Annotated in this window: 16 protein-coding genes and 2 pseudogenes; 5 read left to right on the plus strand and 13 right to left on the minus strand. The window is 54.2% G+C overall.

All coding sequences use genetic code 11. The annotated features are described in order from the left end of the window. Window positions 1-45 precede the first annotated feature (45 nt). Window positions 46-735 carry a Sel1 family TPR-like repeat protein YjcO gene (yjcO, locus tag HV345_RS21585; RefSeq protein ID WP_016155379.1) on the plus strand — a complete coding sequence of 230 codons (690 nt, stop codon included), beginning with the start codon at window positions 46-48 and terminating at the stop codon, window positions 733-735. A gap of 50 nt (window positions 736-785) precedes the next feature. On the opposite strand, the gene gltP is transcribed toward yjcO, so the two are convergent. The 9 genes and pseudogenes from gltP to nrfA all read right to left on the minus strand — a co-directional run bounded on the left by gltP (window position 786) and on the right by nrfA (window position 10276). Next, window positions 786-2099, minus strand: a complete 1314-nt coding sequence (gene gltP, locus HV345_RS21590; RefSeq protein WP_016155378.1) for a glutamate/aspartate:proton symporter GltP — start codon at window positions 2097-2099, stop codon at window positions 786-788. Between the two features lie 344 nt (window positions 2100-2443). Beyond that, window positions 2444-3064: a heme lyase NrfEFG subunit NrfG gene (gene nrfG / locus HV345_RS21595; protein ID WP_181626612.1), complete on the minus strand. Its 621-nt coding sequence runs from the start codon at window positions 3062-3064 to the stop codon at window positions 2444-2446. Next, window positions 3061-3880 (minus strand): annotated as a pseudogene (nrfF, locus tag HV345_RS26520) (heme lyase NrfEFG subunit NrfF); the annotation flags it as partial. The gene nrfG and the pseudogene nrfF, both read right to left, overlap by 4 nt. A 249-nt stretch (window positions 3881-4129) precedes the next feature. Continuing rightward, on the minus strand, window positions 4130-5134 hold the full coding sequence (locus tag HV345_RS21610) for an IS110-like element IS4321 family transposase (RefSeq protein ID WP_000427623.1): 1005 nt from the start codon (window positions 5132-5134) through the stop codon (window positions 4130-4132). A gap of 70 nt (window positions 5135-5204) precedes the next feature. Next, window positions 5205-6599: pseudogene (locus tag HV345_RS21615) on the minus strand (heme lyase CcmF/NrfE family subunit); the annotation flags it as partial. 8 nt (window positions 6600-6607) lie between these two features. Next, window positions 6608-7564: a cytochrome c nitrite reductase subunit NrfD gene (nrfD, locus tag HV345_RS21620; RefSeq protein ID WP_016155452.1), complete on the minus strand. Its 957-nt coding sequence runs from the start codon at window positions 7562-7564 to the stop codon at window positions 6608-6610. Continuing rightward, window positions 7561-8232, minus strand: coding sequence for a cytochrome c nitrite reductase Fe-S protein (nrfC, locus tag HV345_RS21625; RefSeq protein WP_181636043.1), 672 nt, complete (start codon window positions 8230-8232; stop codon window positions 7561-7563). The genes nrfD and nrfC overlap by 4 nt, the downstream gene beginning before the upstream one ends. Then, window positions 8229-8795: a cytochrome c nitrite reductase pentaheme subunit gene (nrfB, locus tag HV345_RS21630; protein WP_181636044.1), complete on the minus strand. Its 567-nt coding sequence runs from the start codon at window positions 8793-8795 to the stop codon at window positions 8229-8231. The genes nrfC and nrfB overlap by 4 nt, the downstream gene beginning before the upstream one ends. 44 nt (window positions 8796-8839) lie before the next feature. Further along, on the minus strand, window positions 8840-10276 hold the full coding sequence (gene nrfA / locus HV345_RS21635; RefSeq protein WP_181636045.1) for an ammonia-forming nitrite reductase cytochrome c552 subunit: 1437 nt from the start codon (window positions 10274-10276) through the stop codon (window positions 8840-8842). Window positions 10277-10710: 434 nt separating this feature from the next. On the opposite strand from nrfA, the gene acs reads away from it, so the two are divergent. The 3 genes from acs to actP all read left to right on the plus strand — a co-directional run bounded on the left by acs (window position 10711) and on the right by actP (window position 14866). Continuing rightward, entirely contained in the window at window positions 10711-12669 is a 1959-nt protein-coding gene (gene acs, locus HV345_RS21640; protein WP_016155371.1) for an acetate--CoA ligase, read from the plus strand. Between the two features lie 236 nt (window positions 12670-12905). Next, window positions 12906-13220, plus strand: a complete 315-nt coding sequence (locus tag HV345_RS21645) for a DUF485 domain-containing protein (protein ID WP_016155370.1) — start codon at window positions 12906-12908, stop codon at window positions 13218-13220. Next, entirely contained in the window at window positions 13217-14866 is a 1650-nt protein-coding gene (gene actP, locus HV345_RS21650) for a cation/acetate symporter ActP (protein ID WP_016155369.1), read from the plus strand. The genes HV345_RS21645 and actP overlap by 4 nt, the downstream gene beginning before the upstream one ends. Before the next feature lie 41 nt (window positions 14867-14907). Here actP and HV345_RS21655 read toward each other — a convergent pair whose 3' ends face one another. Both HV345_RS21655 and HV345_RS21660 read right to left on the minus strand, forming a co-directional pair. Continuing rightward, window positions 14908-15597 carry an LrgB family protein gene (locus tag HV345_RS21655; protein ID WP_016155368.1) on the minus strand — a complete coding sequence of 230 codons (690 nt, stop codon included), beginning with the start codon at window positions 15595-15597 and terminating at the stop codon, window positions 14908-14910. Continuing rightward, the gene (locus HV345_RS21660; RefSeq protein ID WP_181636046.1) at window positions 15590-16000 is read right to left on the minus strand and encodes a CidA/LrgA family protein; all 411 of its coding nucleotides are present in this window, start codon (window positions 15998-16000) and stop codon (window positions 15590-15592) included. The genes HV345_RS21655 and HV345_RS21660 overlap by 8 nt, the downstream gene beginning before the upstream one ends. Before the next feature lie 101 nt (window positions 16001-16101). Between HV345_RS21660 and HV345_RS21665 the strand changes: the two genes are divergently transcribed. After that, window positions 16102-16992 carry a LysR family transcriptional regulator gene (locus HV345_RS21665; RefSeq protein WP_016155366.1) on the plus strand — a complete coding sequence of 297 codons (891 nt, stop codon included), beginning with the start codon at window positions 16102-16104 and terminating at the stop codon, window positions 16990-16992. A gap of 84 nt (window positions 16993-17076) precedes the next feature. On the opposite strand, the gene HV345_RS21670 is transcribed toward HV345_RS21665, so the two are convergent. Continuing rightward, complete coding sequence (locus HV345_RS21670) at window positions 17077-18723, minus strand: Na+/H+ antiporter (RefSeq protein WP_016155450.1); 1647 nt, start codon at window positions 18721-18723, stop codon at window positions 17077-17079. Window positions 18724-18880: 157 nt separating this feature from the next. After that, a complete protein-coding gene (gene ghxP, locus HV345_RS21675; RefSeq protein ID WP_016155449.1) occupies window positions 18881-20230 on the minus strand; it encodes a guanine/hypoxanthine transporter GhxP in 1350 nt (449 codons plus the stop codon). Window positions 20231-20742 lie beyond the last annotated feature (512 nt).

Genomic DNA, 20742 nt, shown 5'->3' on the forward strand with positions numbered 1-20742 from the left:
CGATCTCTTTATACTGTTCATTCCGTACCCTAAATAAAACTCAAAATGAAACAACTCATTGCATTGATGTTCTTTATGACATTCTTTGCCCATGCCAGTGATACTGAGCCAGGAAGCCAGTACTTACAGGCCGCTGAGGCAGGGGACCGTCGCGCACAGTACTTTCTTGCCGATACCTGGTTCAGTTCGGGCGATTTGAGCAAAGCCGAGTATTGGGCGCAAAAAGCCGCCGACAACGGCGATGCCGACGCCTGTGCGCTACTGGCGCAAATCAAAATTACGAATCCGGTCAGTCTGGATTACCCCCAGGCTAAAACGCTGGCGGAAAAAGCAGCCAAAGCAGGCAGTAAAGCGGGAGAACTTACCCTGGCGCGGATTCTGGTCAACACCCAGGCTGGACGTACCGATTACCCTAAAGCCATTACCTTGCTGCAAAACGCCTCCGAAGACCTGGAAAATGACTCCGCCGTCGACGCACAAATGCTGCTCGGCCTGATTTACGCCAACGGCGTGGGCATACCCGCTGATGATGAGAAAGCGACGTGGTATTTCAAACGAAGCTCAGCCATTTCCCGCACCGGTTATTCCGAATACTGGGCAGGGATGATGTTCTTAAACGGTGAACAGGGTTTTATCGTGAAGAATAAACAGAAGGCGCTGCACTGGCTGAATCTGAGCTGTATGGAAGGATTCGATACCGGCTGCGAAGAGTTTGATAAGTTAACAAACGGGTAATGATTTGCATTGCCGGATGGCGCTACGCTTATCCGGCAAGCTGTCATGAATTACTGATTAGCGGTCTTATCAAATCTACCCAGCACGTCGCGCTCATAGGCCAGCGCTTTCTTGCGGTCAAATTTGTGTTCCCACTTGGCGATAACCAGTACCGCCAGCGCATTACCCACCACGTTCAGCGCGGTACGCGCCATGTCGAGGATACGGTCAACACCGGCGATAAACGCCAGGCCTTCCAGTGGGATCCCCACGCTGCCCAGCGTAGCCAGCAGCACCACGAATGATACGCCCGGCACACCCGCAATCCCTTTCGAGGTCACCATCAGCGTCAGCACCAGCACGATTTCCTGCCACAGCGACAGGTCGATACCGTACAGCTGCGCGATAAAGATAGCGGCGATACTCTGGTACAGAGTTGAACCATCAAGGTTGAATGAGTAGCCGGTCGGCACCACAAAGCTGGTGATTGAAGCTGGCGCGCCATAGGCTTCCATCTTCTCAATAATGCGCGGCAGCACGCTCTCGGAGCTGGCTGTAGAGTAAGCCAGAATCAGCTCGTCTTTCAGAATGCGGATCAGGATCCAGATGCTCAAACCGCAGATGCGCGCCACGATCCCCAGCACCACCAGCGCGAAGAACAGAATGGCGAAATGCACCAACAGCACCAGCTTCGCCAGCGGCCACAAGGAGGCAAAACCGAAGTTCGCGACGGTAACGGCAATCAGCGCGAAAACACCGACTGGCGCGTAGCGCATAACCATGTGAGTGACTTTAAACATGGTTTCGGAAATAGAGCGGAATACGGTAACCAACGGCTCGCGGTGAGTTGCCGGCAGGGAAGACAGACCTAAACCGAACAGCACCGAGAAGAAGATAATCGGCAGCATATCGCCTTTTGCCATCGATGCGACGATGTTGGTTGGCACCAGTGACAAAATTGTCCCCATCAGGCCATGCGCGTGGCTCTGTACTTCTGCGGTCGTGCTTTGATATTTCGAAATATCCACGGTCGCCAGTTGCGACATATCCACCCCGGTACCTGGCTGGAACACATTCGCCAGCGTGATACCCAGGATAATCGCCACGGTGGTGATTACTTCGAAATAGATAATAGTTTTGGCGCCAATACGGCCCAGCTGTTTTGCATCACCGACCCCGGCGATACCGACAACCAGCGTAGAGATAACAATGGGCACCACGATCATTTTGATCAGATGGATAAAGATATCGCCCGCCGGTGACAGCAGGTTTACAACCAGCCATTCACGGCTGTCACTATGGTAATGCAGGTAACTCCCCAGCAGAATGCCCAGCACCATAGCGATCAGAATCTGCCATGCCAGGCTGACTTTCAAATTTTTCATAACAACGGACTTCCTCGATGGAGCGCTATTCCACATGCGGTGTGTGGTAATAGTACATACTGAAAGGGTATGAATTGTGTTGCGTTCGTTTATGGAGTTTTTTAACGCTTATTATCATTATCATTTGCGTACTGTCTCGCGCAACCCTCCAGGAACAGAGCCTTCGGCTGAATTTATGCATAAAAATGCAATTTTATCGGGGTATTGATGAATAACTTTTTGTTATAAAAGAATTTTAATATGTTCAAAAATGAAGAAGTCATGGCGTGAGTTTTTTTTGCTCATTTGTTCGTTCGCCTGTTTTTTAAACAGGCCAAATGATACAAATCACAAAAGAAACAAATTTATTTTTGCCGATTCTGCAACAACTTCGCCATATTAATAGAGTCAATGAGCTGTGCCCGGTTCACCCTCGGCGAGTTTAAATCCATAACTTTTTGCCACACTGAAATGGCCTGGGCGTAATCTGCCTGCATAAACGCATCTGAGGCTAACAGCATCAGCGCAGTGACCTCTGTCGGGTCCAGCGCCAGAGCCTTATCAATCATCTCGCGAGTGGGCGGTGTCATATGCTGCCCGGCCTGGTAATACAATACCGTTGCCAGCGCTGAATAGATCTCAGCATTTTCACCCCCTACACGCAGCGCCTGCTCGTAGGCAAGCAGCGCATTATGATACGCGTTTTGCCAAAGATAGTACTCACCGAGTTGCGCCCATTTCACACCGTCCTGCGGATTAGCACGAATTTGCGATTGCAGCAAAAGCAGCTGTTTTTCCTGAATATTTTCATCGGCGAACGCATGTAATGGGTCCGCCAGCCGCGTCAGTTCCTGACGCACCGCCTGCCATTTGGGCGTCAACAGATAACCTCCGATGCAGGCCACAACCATCAGCACCGTCGCAGCGGTCAGCCACTTCACGGGGAGTGGGCGTAACGGCGCAGGGGAATGGGTGGACTGGCTCATTGCACATCCTCCTCTACGCGCTGACGCCTTCTCACCCGCCAGACCACCACGCCCACCAGCAATAACAACAGGCACGGCAACGCCCACAGCAGCAGCGTTTGCTCATTCAACGGCGGGTTGTAGCGCACAAAATCACCGTAGCGATCGGTCATCCACGTCGTTATCTCGGCTTCACTTTTCCCTTCCGCCACCATGCTATAAACCTGGTGGCGCATACTGACCGCTACCGGCGCATTGGATTCCAGCAAGTTTTGGTTTTGACACTGTGGACAGCGCAGTTGGCTGGCAATAGACAACGCTTTTTCCTGTTGTTGCTGGTTGGCAAAAGTCCATGTGTCCACAACCTGGGCATGTGTCGCGAAGGCGATGAAAAACAAAATGATAGCTAAGAGTAAACATGTTCTGCCGGATGGCGCTGCGCTTATCCGACCTACCGTTTTCACACCCCGTTCGCCGCCATCCGGCAACGCGTTGATTAGTTTATGCATCGCGCTTTCTCCCTCGCCATCCGCTCAGCAGCGCACCACAGACCATTAACAGTCCCCCGCCCCAAATCCAGCGCACGCCGGTCTGCACGTACAAGCGCATGGCATAACGGTCCGGTCCGGTTTTTTCGCCGATTACCGCATACCAGTCATGCATCAGATTCCAGCGGATCCCCGGCTCCATCATCTGTTGACGGCGCGCGGCATAGAAGCGTCTTTCAGGCTGCAGGCTGCCAATGCGTTTCTCATTCTGCCACAGCGTGATCTGCGCTTTTTCACTGGTGTAGTTACCTTTCGCTTCCAGGTCGAGACGCTCAAAACGAAATCTATGGTCACTCCCGTTTTTGCAACACCGATTTTGACGACAAGTTGGCTTGCTTGAATCTATCCGGCGTCTGAATGGGATTTTATTCCCGCGCCTTGATGAGTTCCGCGCCTGATGAACCTCCAGAAAATATACGGCTTCAATGAGCCTTTCCGTTTTACAGGTTCCTCAACAGGCCGGTGGGCCGTTAGTATCATCAATATCAGTATTCGCAAAACCAGATCAGTAATTCTTTAAACCGGTGTATTTCTGCCGTTATGCTACATAAGTTTGCTGTCGTGCCGTTAGGGCCCAGGCTATTCTGGCCAGCTTGTTTGCCAGAGCACAAGTGACGACAAAGTTGCTTTTCCGGCACAGTAAATCCCTGACCCAATCGGCCAATTTGCCAGACTGGTGTTCCAGTTTTTGTATGAATACCCTGGCACATTGAACCAACAAAGTTCGGATCTTTTTATTACCTCGCTTACTAATTCCCAGCAATGTCGTCCTACCTCCCGTGCTGTACTGCCGAGGTACAAGCCCTGTTGCCGCCGCAAAGTCACGGCTGCTGGCGTACTGCTTCCCGTCGCCAATCTCAGTTGAAATAGTACTCGCTGTCAGTGTTCCGACGCAGGGAATGCTCAGCAAGCGCTGTCCAACCTCATCTTCGTCCAACTTTCGTTTCAACTGGGATTCCAAATCTTTAATCTGCTCAACAAGATAGTGATAATGCTGTTGTAATTTCAGCAATAACTGGCTGAGGTAAAGAGGCAAACTATTATCCTCAAGAATGGTACTCAGTCGGCTAATAACGGCAGCTCCTCGGGGAACGCTAATGCCAAATTCCAGCAGAAAAGCATGCATTTGATTGGTTGTTTTTACCTTATCCTGAACCAGGGATTCACGGACACGATGCAGAGCCCGCATTGCCTGCTGAGATTCCGTTCTGGGCTGCACAAAACGCATAGACGGACGCGATGCAGCTTCACAAATAGCTTCGGCGTCGACAAAGTCGTTTTTATTGCTTTTAACGAACGGGCGGACAAATTGTGGTGATATCAGCTTTGGGGAATGCCCCAACTCTTCCAACTTGCGTGCCATAAAGTGAGAACCGCCACAGGCTTCCATTGCGATGGTTGTAGCGGGGCATGTCGCCAAAAATTCGATCAACTTTGGCCGGGTAAATTTTTTACGGTAAACAGCCTTCCCGCGACGATCCTGGCAATGAATATGGAAAGAGTTTTTACCCAGATCGATACCAATGAGCGCAATGTTTTCCATGATAGTTCTCCGAATGAAAGCCTGTCCTCAGCATAGTACCGGGAAGGAGGGAGTGACCATCTCATTAAATATAGCCCGCCAGTTCCACCTGCTGCCCGGGGCTGAGATTCAGGCTTATCTCCTGACGACTACCGCTGGAAAAGACGATCCCAGCCGCAAACACCAGCACCCCGGCATGCGCCAGCAGTGCCGGAAGCTGGCAACGCACAGGCACTTTGCGGCTTCTGATCGTCGCCAGCACGATAACCAGCAGCATCAGCAGGCCAAAGGGCAGCGTAGCACGGTTAAAGTACGGTGCGCCCACGGAGAGCCGCCCCCAGCCGAACAACCCGTAAATCATCGGGTAAAGGGTGCCAATCAGCACAATCAGCAGCACCGCGCAAAAAAGTAATAGCGCGACCAGAATCAGCATCTCGCGCGACCAGCCGCCAAAACGCGCATTCTGGCGGACTTGCTGTCCCCGCCAGGCGTATAGTCCGAGCGATGCCAGGCTCAATACGGTAAACAGCGCGAACAGCGGCGTGGCGCGGACGTTATCCAGCGCAAAAGCGTGCACGGAAACGAGAATGCCGGAACGCACAATCAGCGTCCCCAGCAGCGATAAAATCAGCGTGACGATCGCCAGCAGCAGCGACCAGTGGCGGAAGATCCCACGTTGGCGCGTGATGAACAGACTATGCAGCAGCGCACTGGCGGAAAGCCAGGGTAATAAGGAGGCATTTTCTACCGGGTCCCAGAACCACCAGCCGCCCCAGCCCAACTCACAGTAGGCCCACCAGGAGCCAAGGATAATCCCCAGCGTCAGCGCACACCAGCCAGGCAGCGCCCAGCGCCAGCACACCCCGGCGCTCTGCGCATTAAAGTCACCGCGCAGCAGCGAGGCCAGCGCCACGCCTGCCGCCACCATCAAGCCACCGTAACCCAGGTACAGCAGCGGCGGATGGAGGATTAACCCGAGATGTTGCAGCATCGGATTAAGATCGCGCCCTTCAATGGCTGGCGGGAAGATACGCACGAACGGATCGGACCATACCACCACAAACAGCAGCAGCAGGGCCGTTATCAAAGCGAGGACGCTGAGCGTTAACGGAAACAGCAGGTCGGAATCACGCCGATAGCGCAAGGCGAACAGCGCGCTCCAGCCGGAAAGAAACAGCACCCACAGCAGCAGCGATCCTTCATGCCCGCCCCACACCGCCGCCAGTTTTAATCCCCACGGCAGCAGGCTGTAGCTATGCTGAGCAACGTAGACCACCGAAAAGTCGCTGGTCAGAAAGCAGAATATCAGAATGGCAAAGGCCAGCAGCAGCAGCGAAAATTGCGTCCACATGCCCACGCTTGCCAGGCGCATTACGCCTTGCCAGCGCTGGCGGACACCCACCAACACGGCAAGCGGGGTCAACACGTTGACCCCGAGGCTTAACAACAGTGCCAGAAAACCGGCTTCAGGAAGGAGAACGTCCAGATATCACCTTACGCAACGGTTAGCTGACCCGCATAGAGAATAAAAAAGCGCAGCAGCAGTACGCCGGTCAGGCTGGCACCGCACACTGCCAGCACGCCATGAAACGTCGAACTGCGGTTGGCCCAAGGTTTTAGCAGCATCGGCAGTATCAGCCCAAGCCCGGCCACGCCCAGCCAGAACCACCAGGTCCAGAATCCGCCGCCCAGTGCTGCCGCCAGCGCGCGCATTTTGCCGTCATCGCCCAGCGCCAGACCGACGAAAAACGCCGCCAGCAGGAAGATCTCCAGCCATACCACCGGGACTTCCATGCGATGCACAAAGTGCGCTTCGGTACTGTGCGGATTGCTACGATGACGTAACGCCATGGCGATCAGCGCCACCGCCGCGCCGGAGGAGATCCCGGAGAACAGGAACAGCACCGGCAGGATCGGGTTATTCAGGAACGGGTAGGATTTCAGCGCCGACAGCAGAAAACCGGTGTACGCCCCGAGCAGGACCGCCAGCACCAGCATTAACGTCTCCAGCGCGCGATGAAACGGCGCAATCAACGTCAGCATTTTCTGTACGATCCCTAATCGCGGCAGCCAGCGCTGTTGCAGAGCAATCACCTCTTTTTCAAAGATTTTTGCCAGCCACAGCACCAGCACCACCATGTACAACTGGAACAACATGACCCCCATCGACATCACCGAAGTGAAGCTGTAGTGGAACATCAGTTTCCAGAAGGTCCATGGACGCGTCAGGTGGAACACCAGAATCAGCAGACCGAAGATAATCGCCCCCGGCCCTAACACCAGCGTAGTGCGTAGCAGCGTGCTGTCAGAACCGCCCGCCTCCGGATGGAAACGACGCAGCAGAATCGCCAGCGTGACCAGTCCGGCGGAGATGCCAATCAGGAACAGATAGATGGCAATGGGCCAGTCCCACACCAGTGATTCAAAATGAAATGCAGAAGCGGATGTCATTGGCTCACCTCCCCAAATTTAAAGGGAACGCGGTAGACCTTCGGTTTTGTGCCCAACGCCAGCTTGTAACGGTAGGTGGTTTTCTGCAGCAACAAGCGGGAGATATCGCTGTTGGGATCGTCCAGATTACCAAACGTCAGCGCCTTCGTCGGACACGACTCAACGCAGGCGGGCTGCTTGCCCGCTTTCAGATTGGTTTTCCGACAGAAATCGCATTTATCCGCCGTTTTGCTAACCGGATGGATAAAGCGCACGCGATAAGGACACGCGGCGATACAGTACTGGCAGCCAACGCACAGGTCCGGGTTCACATCCACAATACCGCTGGCGGCATCGCGATACGATGCCCCCGTCGGGCAGACGTCAACGCAGGGGGCATGGTCGCAATGCTGGCACGAATGACGGAAAAAACGATACTTCACATCAGGAAACGTCCCCTGCGGCTCGCTGCGAAAAATCGTCAGACGCGATACCCCTTCCGGCACGTTGTTTACTTCCCGACAAGCATCCATGCAGGCCGTACAGCCGATGCATAGTGACTCATCATGTACCATACCGTAACGTACGCCGTTGATGTTCAGCGTCTTCGCCACAACGCGTCCCGCCGTCCCGCTCACTGCCACCAGCGCGCCGACGCGGGTGATAAACTGGCGACGAGAGCAACTCATGGATGCTCCTTAAGCAACGGAACCGACGCCGGGTTAAAGTTCGGATTGTTACGCTGATCGCTGTGGCAATCGACGCAAATCTTGATCCGTCCTTTATCACTTAGCGTCTGCATCGTGTCTTGCTTCGGATGCAGTGAGTGACAGCTGGCACACGCCACTTTGGTTACGTGGACATCGTGTGGCCAGAACGCTTTTTGTAGCTGCTCAGGCAGGTGGCAGGACATACAGACGCTGTTCTGCTGTTCAACGTTGTACATCGGCTCATTAAAGCGCATCACATCCTTCACCCCTTCACGGTGGTTCGGTGACGGCTGGCCGTGACAGTTGGTGCAGGTGACCGGCAGTTTGTTATTCGGGTTGATGACTTCTGCATGCTTACCATGCATGCCTTCGGTATCTGGCTTGTGACAATCCAGACAGGCGGCATCCGGATTACGCTGTTGGGTAACCGTCCAGCGTTGATCCGACTCCTGCGGCGTTGGCGTGGCAGTGATTCCACTCAGGCTCCAGAACAAGCCTGACGCCAGCACCCCAGCAGTTAATAACGAACCTAATACGCTCATATTCACTCCGTTGAGTTATCCGCCCCTGACGGGGCGAAATGGGGTTATTGGCTTAACAGACCGTTTTTACGCGCCTGATCTTCCCACTGCGGAATCACCGTTTTGATGAAGTCCTGCTTCTCAGCATTGATTTGCTGCATGTTCAGACCAATCGCCGCCTGGGCTTTCTCTTTGGTAGAGATATCCGGTAACGGGATTTCATGGGTGATGCCTTTGGTCGCCAGCAGACGGACCAGTTTGGTACGCGCATCGGCGGCTTTATCCATCGCACTACCCAGCATCCGCAGACCCTCTTCCGGAGCGTGCATGTGAATACCGTGTGAGGCGATAGACAGGTCCCAGCGCCATTGTGCGTGACGGATATCTTCCAGAATCGGCTTCATTTCCGCTTCAGTCGCACCCGCATCCCATGCGGCTTTCGCTTCGAAGTGCGCATGAACCAGCTGATCTTCGACCTTGATTTTCAGGTCATGAATAGCCTGTTTACGCTCGGCGACCACTTTTTGCAGGGACGCTTTATCCTGGGTGTGGCAGTTCGCACAGGTCTGAGCAAAGTTATCGAACGGGTTACCAATTTTATGGTCGGTGTAGAGCTTGCCTTCCGCGTTTTGCACTTTCGGCATGTGACAGTCGATACAGGTCACGTTGTTCTTGCCGTGAATGCCCGCGCTCCAGGTTTCATATTCCGGGTGCTGCGCTTTCAGCATCGGCGTTTTCGACAGGGAGTTGGTCCAGTCAGAGAAGGCGATGGTGTCGTAGTATTTCTCCATGTTCTCGACTTTCATGCCCTCGTCCCACGGGAACTTAACGGCTTTGTTTTTACCGTCGAAGTAGTATTCCACGTGGCACTGACCGCAGACCATGGATTGCTGATCAAAGCGACCGGCTTTCTCAAACGGTTTGCCGATTGTTTCCATCGCGCGTTCTGCATAAGGACGCGACAGCGTCAGCTCTGGCTTGCCTTTGGCGAAGTCTGGTGACGCAGTGTTATGGCAATCTGCACAGCCGAGATTGTTAACAATTTCCGGACCGCCGCGCGCCCATTTACCGTGGAAGTAGCCATCTTCACCATCTTTCTGGATCAGACGCGCTACGTCCGGGCTTTTACAGCTCCAGCAGGCCATCGGCAGCGGGCCGTCTTCAGCCGTTTTTGGTGCGCCGGTACGTAAGGTTTCACGCACATCGGTCACGGCATAGGCGTGTCCACGCGGTTTGTTGTAATCGCGCGAGAATGGATATCCCGCCCACAGGATCACCAGACGCGGATCTTCTGCCAGCGCATCTTCACGGGCTGATTGCTCAGACGTGGCTTTCCAGGAGAGATATTGATCGGGATGCTGAGGAGCGAAGGTTTCATTCTTCGCTTCAACGGTGACGGTTTTTGCGGGTACAGGAGTTTGTTCAGCGTGAACAGCAGAAATAAATAATAAAGGTAATAACAGGCTGAAGAAACGGCGTACGCGTGATTTTATCCTTGCCATAGGGGTCTCATCCAGATGACGCCATTATCTGCAATGGCGGTTCTTTTATTGTTTTCCATAACAGCAACCACACGAATACTGTCATGACATTGCTCCACCCTATTTGTAACAAGAAACCACACTGAAAATGTTGTCTTTAATCAATTGTAAGTGTATGTAAAATACCACTTTAGAGTTATAAGCCCCCTCTAACTCCTCACTCTTTTGTCTAATTCAGAGATAGATCACCTTTTCAATAATCCTTTAGATAACTACATGTTATCGCGAGATTTAATCAATTTTTGCTAGTTCCCTTCAAAATTAAGTTTGCCGCTAATTTGCACAATTCGTTTATTGCGTGATCTGCCGCGCAAATACTAAACAAAACTCTCAAAGCCCCTACATTTAACGTTTATGAGACATATTATTAACATCCTACAAGGAGAACAAAAGCCATGAGCCAAATACATAAACACGCTATTCCCGCAAACATTGCGGATCGTTGCCTGATAAACCCGGAGCAGTACGAAGAGAAATACCAGCAATCCGTTAACGAACCCGACACATTTTGGGGCGAGCAGGGAAAGATACTTGATTGGATCAAGCCGTACAGCCAGGTGAAGAACACCTCCTTCGCACCAGGCAACGTGTCGATTAAATGGTACGAAGACGGCACCCTGAACCTGGCCGCAAACTGCCTTGACCGTCATTTACAGGCAAATGGCGATCGCACCGCCATCATCTGGGAAGGCGATGACGCCACCCAAAGCAAAAACATTACTTATCGCGAACTGCATCGCGATGTTTGCCGTTTCGCCAATACGCTACTGGATTTAGGCATTAAAAAAGGCGACGTAGTGGCCATTTATATGCCGATGGTGCCGGAAGCGGCGGTTGCTATGCTGGCTTGCGCCCGCATTGGCGCGGTGCATTCGGTCATCTTCGGTGGTTTCTCACCAGAAGCGGTCGCCGGACGTATCATCGACTCCAATTCACGTCTGGTGATCACCGCCGACGAAGGCGTGCGCGCCGGCCGCGCCATCCCGCTGAAAAAGAACGTCGATGATGCGCTGAAAAACCCGAACGTGAAAACCGTGGAACATGTGGTCGTCCTCAAACGTACCGGTGGAAAAACGGAATGGCAGGAAGGCCGTGACCTGTGGTGGTCCGATCTTATCGAGAAAGCCAGCCCGGAACATCAGCCAGAAGAAATGAACGCGGAAGATCCGCTGTTTATCCTCTATACCTCCGGTTCAACCGGCAAGCCAAAAGGCGTACTGCATACCACCGGCGGATATCTGGTCTATGCCGCAACCACCTTTAAGTACGTGTTTGACTACCATCAGGGCGATATTTATTGGTGTACCGCTGACGTGGGTTGGGTAACCGGGCACAGCTACCTGCTGTACGGTCCGCTGGCCTGCGGCGCAACCACGCTGATGTTCGAAGGCGTGCCAAACTGGCCAACCCCGGCGCGTATGTCGCAGGTTGTGGACAAGCACCAGGTCAATATTCTGTATACCGCGCCGACCGCCATCCGCGCCCTGATGGCAGAAGGTGATAAAGCGATTGAAGGCACTGACCGCTCCTCGCTGCGTATCCTGGGTTCCGTTGGCGAGCCAATTAACCCGGAAGCATGGGAGTGGTACTGGAAGAAGATCGGCAACGAAAAATGCCCGGTCGTCGATACCTGGTGGCAGACCGAAACCGGTGGATTCATGATCACCCCGCTGCCGGGCGCCACCGAGCTGAAAGCGGGTTCCGCAACCCGTCCGTTCTTTGGCGTACAGCCTGCGATTGTCGATAACGAGGGTAATCCGCTGGAAGGCGCGACCGAAGGCAACCTGGTGATTACCGACTCGTGGCCGGGCCAGGCGAGAACGCTGTTTGGCGATCACGAACGCTTTGAGCAGACCTACTTTTCTACCTTCAAGAATATGTACTTCAGCGGCGACGGCGCGCGTCGTGACGAAGATGGCTATTACTGGATCACCGGTCGTGTGGACGATGTGCTGAACGTCTCTGGCCACCGTCTGGGAACGGCAGAAATCGAATCGGCGCTGGTGTCGCATCCGAAGATTGCCGAGGCCGCGGTGGTGGGTATTCCGCATAATATTAAAGGCCAGGCGATCTACGCCTACGTCACGCTGAATCACGGCGAAGAGCCGTCACCGGAGCTGTACGCCGAGGTGCGCAACTGGGTACGTAAAGAAATTGGTCCGCTGGCAACGCCAGACGTGCTGCACTGGACCGACTCACTGCCGAAAACCCGCTCCGGCAAAATCATGCGCCGTATTCTGCGTAAAATCGCGGCGGGCGATACCAGCAATCTGGGCGATACCTCGACCCTCGCCGATCCTGGCGTGGTAGAGAAACTGCTCGAAGAGAAGCAGGCCATCGCGATGCCATCATAACCATAACCGTGAAATGCCCGATGGTGCGCGGCTTATCGGGCCTACAAATCCTACCCCTACCCCTCCCCTGACCGGGAGGGAAAATATAATAACCCACCCCAAAGGATTTCGCGTTGCAGGAAGGCGGCAAGCGAGCGCATCCCCAGGAGCATAGTTCACTATGTGACTGAGGTGGGCGAGTGCGGCCAACACACTTGCAACGTGAAAGACGAAGGGGGCCTCTGGAGAACTCTGTGATGAATGACTCTATTTATCAGCGGATAGAAGACAGTGCGCGTTTCAGGGAGTTAGTTGAAAAAAGGCAACGGTTTGCCACCATTCTGTCCATCATCATGCTGGCAGTTTACATCAGCTTTATTTTACTGATTGCCTTTGCGCCTGGCTGGCTGGGTACGCCGCTACACGCGGGAACCAGCGTCACCCGGGGTATTCCGATTGGGGTCGGTGTGATCCTCATCTCCTTCATCCTGACCGGGATCTATATCTGGCGGGCAAACGGTGAATTCGACCGCCTGAACAATGCGGTTCTGCACGAGGTTAAAGCATCATGAAGAGAGTCCTGACGGCGCTTGCCGCCACGCTGCCCTTCGCCGCAAACGCGGCGGATGCTATTAGCGGTGCAGTCCAACGCCAGCCAACCAACTGGCAGGCGATTGTCATGTTCCTGATTTTCGTCATCTTTACGCTCGGTATTACTTACTGGGCGTCTAAGCGCGTACGTTCGCGTAATGACTACTACACCGCCGGCGGTAACATCACTGGTTTCCAGAACGGGCTGGCGATTGCGGGCGACTATATGTCGGCGGCATCGTTTCTCGGGATTTCCGCGCTGGTGTTTACCTCCGGTTATGACGGGCTGATCTATTCACTCGGCTTCCTGGTCGGCTGGCCAATTATCCTGTTCCTGATTGCTGAGCGTCTGCGTAACCTGGGTCGTTACACCTTTGCAGATGTTGCTTCTTATCGTCTGAAGCAAGGACCAATCCGTATTCTGTCGGCCTGTGGTTCTCTGGTGGTGGTCGCGCTGTATCTGATCGCCCAGATGGTCGGCGCAGGTAAGCTGATTGAGCTGCTGTTTGGTCTGAACTATCACATCGCCGTCGTACTGGTTGGCGTGCTGATGATGATGTACGTCCTGTTTGGCGGCATGCTGGCGACCACCTGGGTACAGATCATCAAAGCCGTTCTGCTGCTGTTCGGCGCCAGCTTTATGGCCTTTATGGTGATGAAGCACGTCGGCTTTAGCTTCAACAACCTGTTCACCGAAGCAATGGCGGTACACCCGAAAGGTTCAGCCATTATGAGCCCGGGCGGACTGGTAAAAGATCCGATCTCCGCCCTGTCGTTAGGTCTCGGCCTGATGTTTGGTACGGCAGGCTTGCCGCACATCCTGATGCGCTTCTTTACGGTCAGCGATGCCCGCGAAGCGCGTAAGAGCGTGTTCTATGCCACCGGTTTTATGGGTTATTTCTACATCCTGACCTTTATCATCGGCTTTGGTGCGATCATGCTGGTGGGCGCTAATCCGGCGTATAAAGACGCTGCTGGCGCGCTGATCGGCGGTAACAACATGGCGGCGGTTCACCTGGCAAATGCGGTGGGCGGCAACCTGTTCCTGGGCTTCATCTCAGCCGTGGCGTTTGCCACCATCCTGGCGGTGGTTGCAGGCCTGACGCTGGCGGGCGCATCGGCCGTTTCTCACGACCTGTACGCCAACGTGTTCCGTAAAGGCGCAACCGAACGTGAAGAACTGAAGGTGTCGAAAATCACCGTACTGGTGCTGGGCGTGATTGCCATCCTGCTCGGCGTGCTGTTTGAGAACCAGAATATCGCCTTCATGGTAGGTCTGGCGTTTGCTATCGCAGCCAGCTGCAACTTCCCGATCATTCTGCTCTCCATGTACTGGTCAAGACTGACCACGCGTGGCGCGATGTTGGGCGGCTGGTTAGGTCTGCTGACGGCGGTGGTGCTGATGGTGCTTGGCCCGACGATTTGGGTCCAGATCCTTGGTCACGAAAAAGCCATTTTCCCGTATGAATATCCGGCGCTGTTCTCCATCAGCGTAGCGTTCCTCGGGATCTGGTTCTTCTCTGCTACCGATAACTCAGAAGAAGGTAATCGCGAACGCGAGCAGTTCCGTGCCCAGTTCATCCGTTCCCAGACCGGGTACGGCGTAGAACAAGGTCGCGCGCACTAACCACACCTACTCATCCCCGGTCTGAACGACCGGGGCATTTTTCAGAACATCACCATCGCGACCAGCGGCGCAACCAGCACCATCACCACGCCGGAAAGCATCATCACCAGGCTGGCGACCACGCCCTCCTGCTGGCCGAGCTCATAAGAGCGCGCCGTGCCCGCACCATGCGAGGCTGCGCCAAATCCTGCGCCTTTCGCCATCCCTTCCCGAATAGAAAGCCGTAAAAACAGTACATCGCCAACCGCCATTCCGAATACACCGGTCACTACCACGAACAATGCCACCAGGTCTGGTTGCCCGCCCAACGGCTCTGCTGCCGCCAGCGCAAATGGCGTGGTGACGGAGCGCACCGCCAGACTACGCTGGATTTCATCAGGCAACATAAACAGACGCGCCAGCCACACGGAACTGGTAACGGCCACCAGCGTTGCCGTCACCACGCCCGCCGTCAGTGACATCCAGTGCCGCTTAATCACGGCAAGGTTGTCATAGACCGGAACGGCAAAGGCGATGGTCGCAGGGCCTAACAGCCACAGCAGCCAGTGCGATTCACCAATATAGTTTTGCCAGGAGATATGCCCGAAGACCAGCATCAGGACCAGCAGCGCCGGAGTGAACACTAACGGCATCAGCGGTAATTTACGAAAACGGCGATACAGGCGCTTGTTGGCAAAATAGATGCCCAGCGTAATCACCAGACAAAGCACGCTTAGCTGGAAATTACTCACGGTTTAGCCTGCTCATTTCATAGCGATACACTTTATCCACGACCCACGCCGTTGCGCCAAGCACCATCAACGTACTTAGCGCAATGACGGCAAATATGCGCCAACCATCGACCAACAACAGCTGCATATAGTTGACGACAGCCACCACCGCCGGAACAAAAAACAGCAACATTTCAGCCAGTAACCAGCGAGCGCCTGCGCGAATCCAGTTCAGCGGGATAACCCGACAGACAATCAGCGCCAACATCAGCACCATCCCAACCAGGTTGGCAGGAAGCGGCAGATGCAGCCAGGAGACAAGATATTGAGCAAATACAAATAGACCTGCGTACAACAGAACCTGAACGGGGATCTGGAGTCGATGAATAACGGCAGGCGTCACGCGGCTTATCGCCACAGCCATGAGGGTATGTCCTTAAAAAATAGAGAGCGCCAGTATAGAGAGCCCCCGTCCAGGACTGAAATGAATTAAACTCATTGCAGGCATAGTCTTAAGGAATAATCATGGATATCAGAACGCTGCGCTATTTTGTTGAGGTGGTTCGTCAGCAGAGCTTTACCCGCGCAGCGGAGAAGCTTTTTGTCACCCAGCCCACTATCAGCAAGATGTTGAAGAACCTTGAAGACGAGCTTAACTGCACGCTGTTAATCCGCGACGGTCGGCGACTGCTGTTAACCGACACCGGACAGGTTGTTTTCGAACGCGGCCTGGCGATCCTCGCCGAGTTTCGCCAGCTCGAAGCAGAACTCAGCGACATTAATCACCTCAACAAGGGAGTGCTGCGCCTCGGCATCCCGCCCATGGTCGGTATGTTGATGGCCGGGCCTATCAGCCTGTTTCGCCAGCGCTATCCCGGCGTGGAGCTGAAGGTATCTGAATTTGGAGGCTTAACCGTCCAGCAGGCGGTGATGAATGGCGATCTGGATGTCGCGATGACCGCGCTGCCGGTTGAAGAAGAGAGCGGCCTGGCGACCTTACCGCTTTTTAGCCATCCGCTCTGTGTGCTGGTCCCCCGCTCCGGTCAGTGGACAACGTGTGAATCCATTTCCCCCGAGGCGTTAGCGGAGCATCCCCTGCTTATCTATAACGAAGATTTCGCGTTGAGCCGTCAGTTGCTTGAGCTGTTTAACCAGCACAACGTCAAACCCCGCATCGCGGTACGCAGTGGGCAGTGGGATTTTCTGGCGGCGATGGTGCAAGCCGGAGTCGGGATCGCCATTTTACCGGAGCCGATTTGCCAGCGATTGGATAAGCAGACGCTGCGCTGGATCCCTTTGGAGAGTGATTTACGCTGGCAGTTGGGCATGATTTGGCGCGAAGGTGTGTATCTGTCGCACAGCGCCCAGGCGTGGCTCAAATGCTGTGAAGGGTTCTGGCTAACGCAAGAGTCGTAACATGCCGGATGCGGCTTAACGCTTATCAGACCTACAATTGGATTCCGTAGGCCTGATAAGCGTAGCGCCATCAGGCACAACCGTTTATTCGTTCTCGATCAACAGCGCTTCCAGCAAATCCAGATCGTGCAGCAGTTTTTGCAGCGTCTCATTGCTGATTTCCCGCGTGGCGCGCAGGTGATAAAGTTCCGCGCGCTCGGAACGCAGGGCCGCCAGACGGAAACGCCGCTCGAGGTTTTCTTCCTGCATTGAGCTTTCCACGTCGTTGCGTCCGTCGGCGCGTCGACGCAGGTTACCGATGACGCGTGAACTCACCTCGGTGAGCAACTGATTGTCGATGTTCTCTTCGGTATCTGCGGCCAGACGCTCCTCCATTTTCTGGATGGCGACAATCGCCACTTCGGCCGTGGCAGCGCGGGCAATTCGTTCCTCTTTCTGCTGCTGCGAGTGGTCTGCCACTTCCAGGTGTTGCAGCAGAAGCGGCAGCATCACCACGCCAACAAACAGCGAGAACAGAATCACGCCCGCGGCAAGGAAGATCAGCTCATATCGCGCCGGGAAGCCGCTACCATCCGGTAACAGCAACGGAATAGAGAGCACACCGGCAAGAGTAATGGCCCCACGCACGCCCGCAAAGGAGGCGATCATAATTTCACGCGTCGTCCAGGAACCAAACTCCATCGGCTTTTTCTTCAGGAAGCGCAGGCTAAACTTCTTCATCGTCCACAGCCAGCCAAAACGTACCAGCATCAGCGCCACGTAAATCAGCACGATATCGGTAAACAGCATCCAGATTTCAACATTCGGATCGGCTTCTGCCGCCGCCAAAGAAGACTCCAGAATCCCCGGCAACTGCAGTCCTAACAGCAAGAAAACCATGCCGTTAAACACAAACTCCAGCATCGCCCAGGTGCTGTTAGCACGTAAACGCATCGCCAGCGGCGCCCGGCGCATTACCCCGGAACGGGTAATCGTCATCCCGGCTGCGACCGCCGCGAGGATGCCGGAAACACCGATGTGTTCCGCAATCAGGTAAGACGCAAACGGCAGCAGGAACAGCAGAACGATTTGCGTTGCCGGTTCATCACCACCCCAGCGGCTGAGAAAACGCAGGGAGCGCCCGTACAGCCAACTGACGACAAAACCGGCCAGGATACCGCCAATCGCTACCTTGAAGAATTCAAGCGTTGCGCCACCAACCGTAAACACCATCGTGCCCATCGCCACGGCGACGGCAAATTTCAGTGATACCAGACCGGAGGCGTCGTTCATCAACGCTTCGCCCTGCAGGATACCCATGATTTTCTTCGGTATGCGTCCCTCGCCCACTATGCCGGAAAGGGCCACGGCATCGGTTGGCGACAGGACAGCGGCCAGCGCAAAGGCTGGGATGAGAGGGATCCCCGGCACCAGCCAGTAAATCATAAAGCCAATCCCGACCACCGTGACCAGAACCAGCGCCAGCGCAAGGCCGAAGATCTCTCGCCCGTGCTCCAGAAACTCACGGGTTGGCGTCTTCCAGCCATCGGCGAAAAGCAGCGGCGGGATGAACAGAACCAGAAAAAGCTCAGGATCGAATTCCACATGCAAACCAAACGTCGGCCACGCCAGCAAGGCGCCGATGGCGATCTGCATAAGGGGTAAAGGGAGTTGGAATGGCAATACGCGAGTAAAAACCCCCGACAGCGAGACCACAAGGGTCATGATGAGTATGGTGAAAAAGATTTCCATGCGTTCCCTGTTTGCGATGTTTCTTATGATCAGTGATGAGAGGCGTCGTGCCTCAATTCTATCTACTTGAGAGTAACGCAAAAGACAACGAGAGTGTTGTGAAAATAAAAACGGGCGGCCAAAGCCACCCGTTTTCAGAATCTTCATCAAATGAGGATTAGATAGCCCAACCACCAGCGTAGAAGGCCACCAGCGCGATGGCGATGACCACTGTGCCAATGTTCAGTTTGCGCCATTCGCCAGAGACGATACGGCCAATCACCAGGGTAGCAAAGCCAATCATAATGCCGGTCACGATGTTACAGGTCAGCACGATAAATACGGCCGTTACCAGCCCCGCCATAGCGTCGACAAAGTCAGCAAAGTCGATTTTCGCTACGTTGCTCAACATCAGCAGGCCCACATACATCAGCGCAGGTGCCGTTGCATATACGGGTACAAGATAAGAGAGCGGAGAGAGGAACAGGATCAGCAGGAACAGTACGCCAACGGTGATCGCCGTCAGGCCAGTTTTGCCGCCTGCCGCCGTACCCGCTGCGGATTCAATATAAACCGCCGCCGGTGCAGCGCCCACCAGGCCAGAGAACACGCTGCTCAGGGAGTCGGTGGTCAGCGCTTTGCCGCCGTCAATAATCTGTCCGTCTTTATCCAGCAGATTCGCCTGTCCGGCTACCGCACGGATGGTTCCGGTCGCATCGAAGACAGCGGTCATGACCAGCGCCAGCACGCTCGGCAGTACGATCGGGTTTAGTGCGCCCATAATATCCAGGCTACCGATCAGCGAGTTACCGTTTTCGTCGCTCAGAGACGGCATGGCAAAAATACCGGAGAAATGTACGGCCGGGTCGAAAATCAGACCCACTACGGAAATACCGATAATAGTCAGCAGGATGCCGCCCGGTACTTTCAGTTTTTCGAGGCCAATAATCACCGCCAGACCTACCAGCGACATAATCACCGGGAAGGTATCGAAATCGCCCAGCGCAACCGGCAGGCCGTCCAGCGGGTTTTTAATAACCAGACCCACGCCGTTTGCCGCAATCAGCAGCAGGAACAGGCCGATACCAATCCCCGTACCGTGCGCAACACCCTGCGGTAGATTGCGCAGGATCCAGCTACGAATACCGGTCGCGGAAATGATGGTAAACAGGACACCCATCAGGAACACCGCACCCAGCGCAACAGGCACGCTGATATGTTGTCCCAGTACCAGGCTGAATGCGGTAAACGCCGTCAAAGAAATGGCGCAACCAATCGCCAGCGGCAGGTTTGCCCACAGGCCCATCACAATAGAACCGACGCCCGCAACCAGACAGGTTGCCACAAATACAGCGGCAGGCGGGAATCCGGCTTTACCCAGCATCCCCGGAACCACGATAACGGAGTAGACCATGGCCAGGAACGTCGTTAATCCGGCAACGACTTCCTGACGAACGGTACTGCCGCGGAGCGAAATTTTAAACCAGGCGTCGAGTGAACCGCCGGTACGCGCTGAAGGCGTAGACATAGAAAACATCCCCTGAGAGTTTATTTTTTCGTCATTATGCGTGCTGGACAATCCACTGCCTGCTAAACGTTTTCTCCATGTGCCAGGTTTGCGTCAATAGGGGTGTCGCAAAAAAGCAAACGTTTAGCTCCGCGCATAAAAAACGGGTGGTAAAAAAAAGCAAACGATTATCCAGCGATCATACGCTGGTTTTCAACTGAACTTTGCCGCTTTTTACTCATTTCTTCTTATAACGCGCAATAAATAATCAGTCGATGCGCAAACGTTATCGTCAATGCGCAGTCTCGCAACAAATTTTGCGGAGTTATTACAACATCGGTGTGCCTTTTTCACGCAAACTTGCGCAAGAAAACCGGTGAAGATGCGGAAAATTTTTTGGCTAAAAAATCACCATTTCACTGGTAAATGGAGAGAGGTGGCTTACAATTACATTATCAACACAGACCGGAACCTCACCTAATGTGCTCGACTGAGGGGTGTTGATGTCGGGGGAAACCCTCCCGTGAACCAGC

This window comes from Citrobacter sp. RHBSTW-00986 (genome assembly GCF_013783065.1).
Lineage (GTDB): Bacteria > Pseudomonadota > Gammaproteobacteria > Enterobacterales > Enterobacteriaceae > Citrobacter > Citrobacter braakii.

Coding starts and splice junctions, on each gene's coding strand:
- yjcO (WP_016155379.1), top strand. CDS start 46: ATGAAACAACTCATTGCATTGATGTTCTTTATGACATTCTTTGCCCAT.
- gltP (WP_016155378.1), bottom strand. CDS start 2,099: ATGAAAAATTTGAAAGTCAGCCTGGCATGGCAGATTCTGATCGCTATG.
- nrfG (WP_181626612.1), bottom strand. CDS start 3,064: ATGAGCCAGTCCACCCATTCCCCTGCGCCGTTACGCCCACTCCCCGTG.
- HV345_RS21610 (WP_000427623.1), bottom strand. CDS start 5,134: ATGGAAAACATTGCGCTCATTGGTATCGATCTGGGTAAAAACTCTTTC.
- nrfD (WP_016155452.1), bottom strand. CDS start 7,564: ATGACATCCGCTTCTGCATTTCATTTTGAATCACTGGTGTGGGACTGG.
- nrfC (WP_181636043.1), bottom strand. CDS start 8,232: ATGAGTTGCTCTCGTCGCCAGTTTATCACCCGCGTCGGCGCGCTGGTG.
- nrfB (WP_181636044.1), bottom strand. CDS start 8,795: ATGAGCGTATTAGGTTCGTTATTAACTGCTGGGGTGCTGGCGTCAGGC.
- nrfA (WP_181636045.1), bottom strand. CDS start 10,276: ATGGCAAGGATAAAATCACGCGTACGCCGTTTCTTCAGCCTGTTATTA.
- acs (WP_016155371.1), top strand. CDS start 10,711: ATGAGCCAAATACATAAACACGCTATTCCCGCAAACATTGCGGATCGT.
- HV345_RS21645 (WP_016155370.1), top strand. CDS start 12,906: ATGAATGACTCTATTTATCAGCGGATAGAAGACAGTGCGCGTTTCAGG.
- actP (WP_016155369.1), top strand. CDS start 13,217: ATGAAGAGAGTCCTGACGGCGCTTGCCGCCACGCTGCCCTTCGCCGCA.
- HV345_RS21660 (WP_181636046.1), bottom strand. CDS start 16,000: ATGGCTGTGGCGATAAGCCGCGTGACGCCTGCCGTTATTCATCGACTC.
- HV345_RS21665 (WP_016155366.1), top strand. CDS start 16,102: ATGGATATCAGAACGCTGCGCTATTTTGTTGAGGTGGTTCGTCAGCAG.
- HV345_RS21670 (WP_016155450.1), bottom strand. CDS start 18,723: ATGGAAATCTTTTTCACCATACTCATCATGACCCTTGTGGTCTCGCTG.
- ghxP (WP_016155449.1), bottom strand. CDS start 20,230: ATGTCTACGCCTTCAGCGCGTACCGGCGGTTCACTCGACGCCTGGTTT.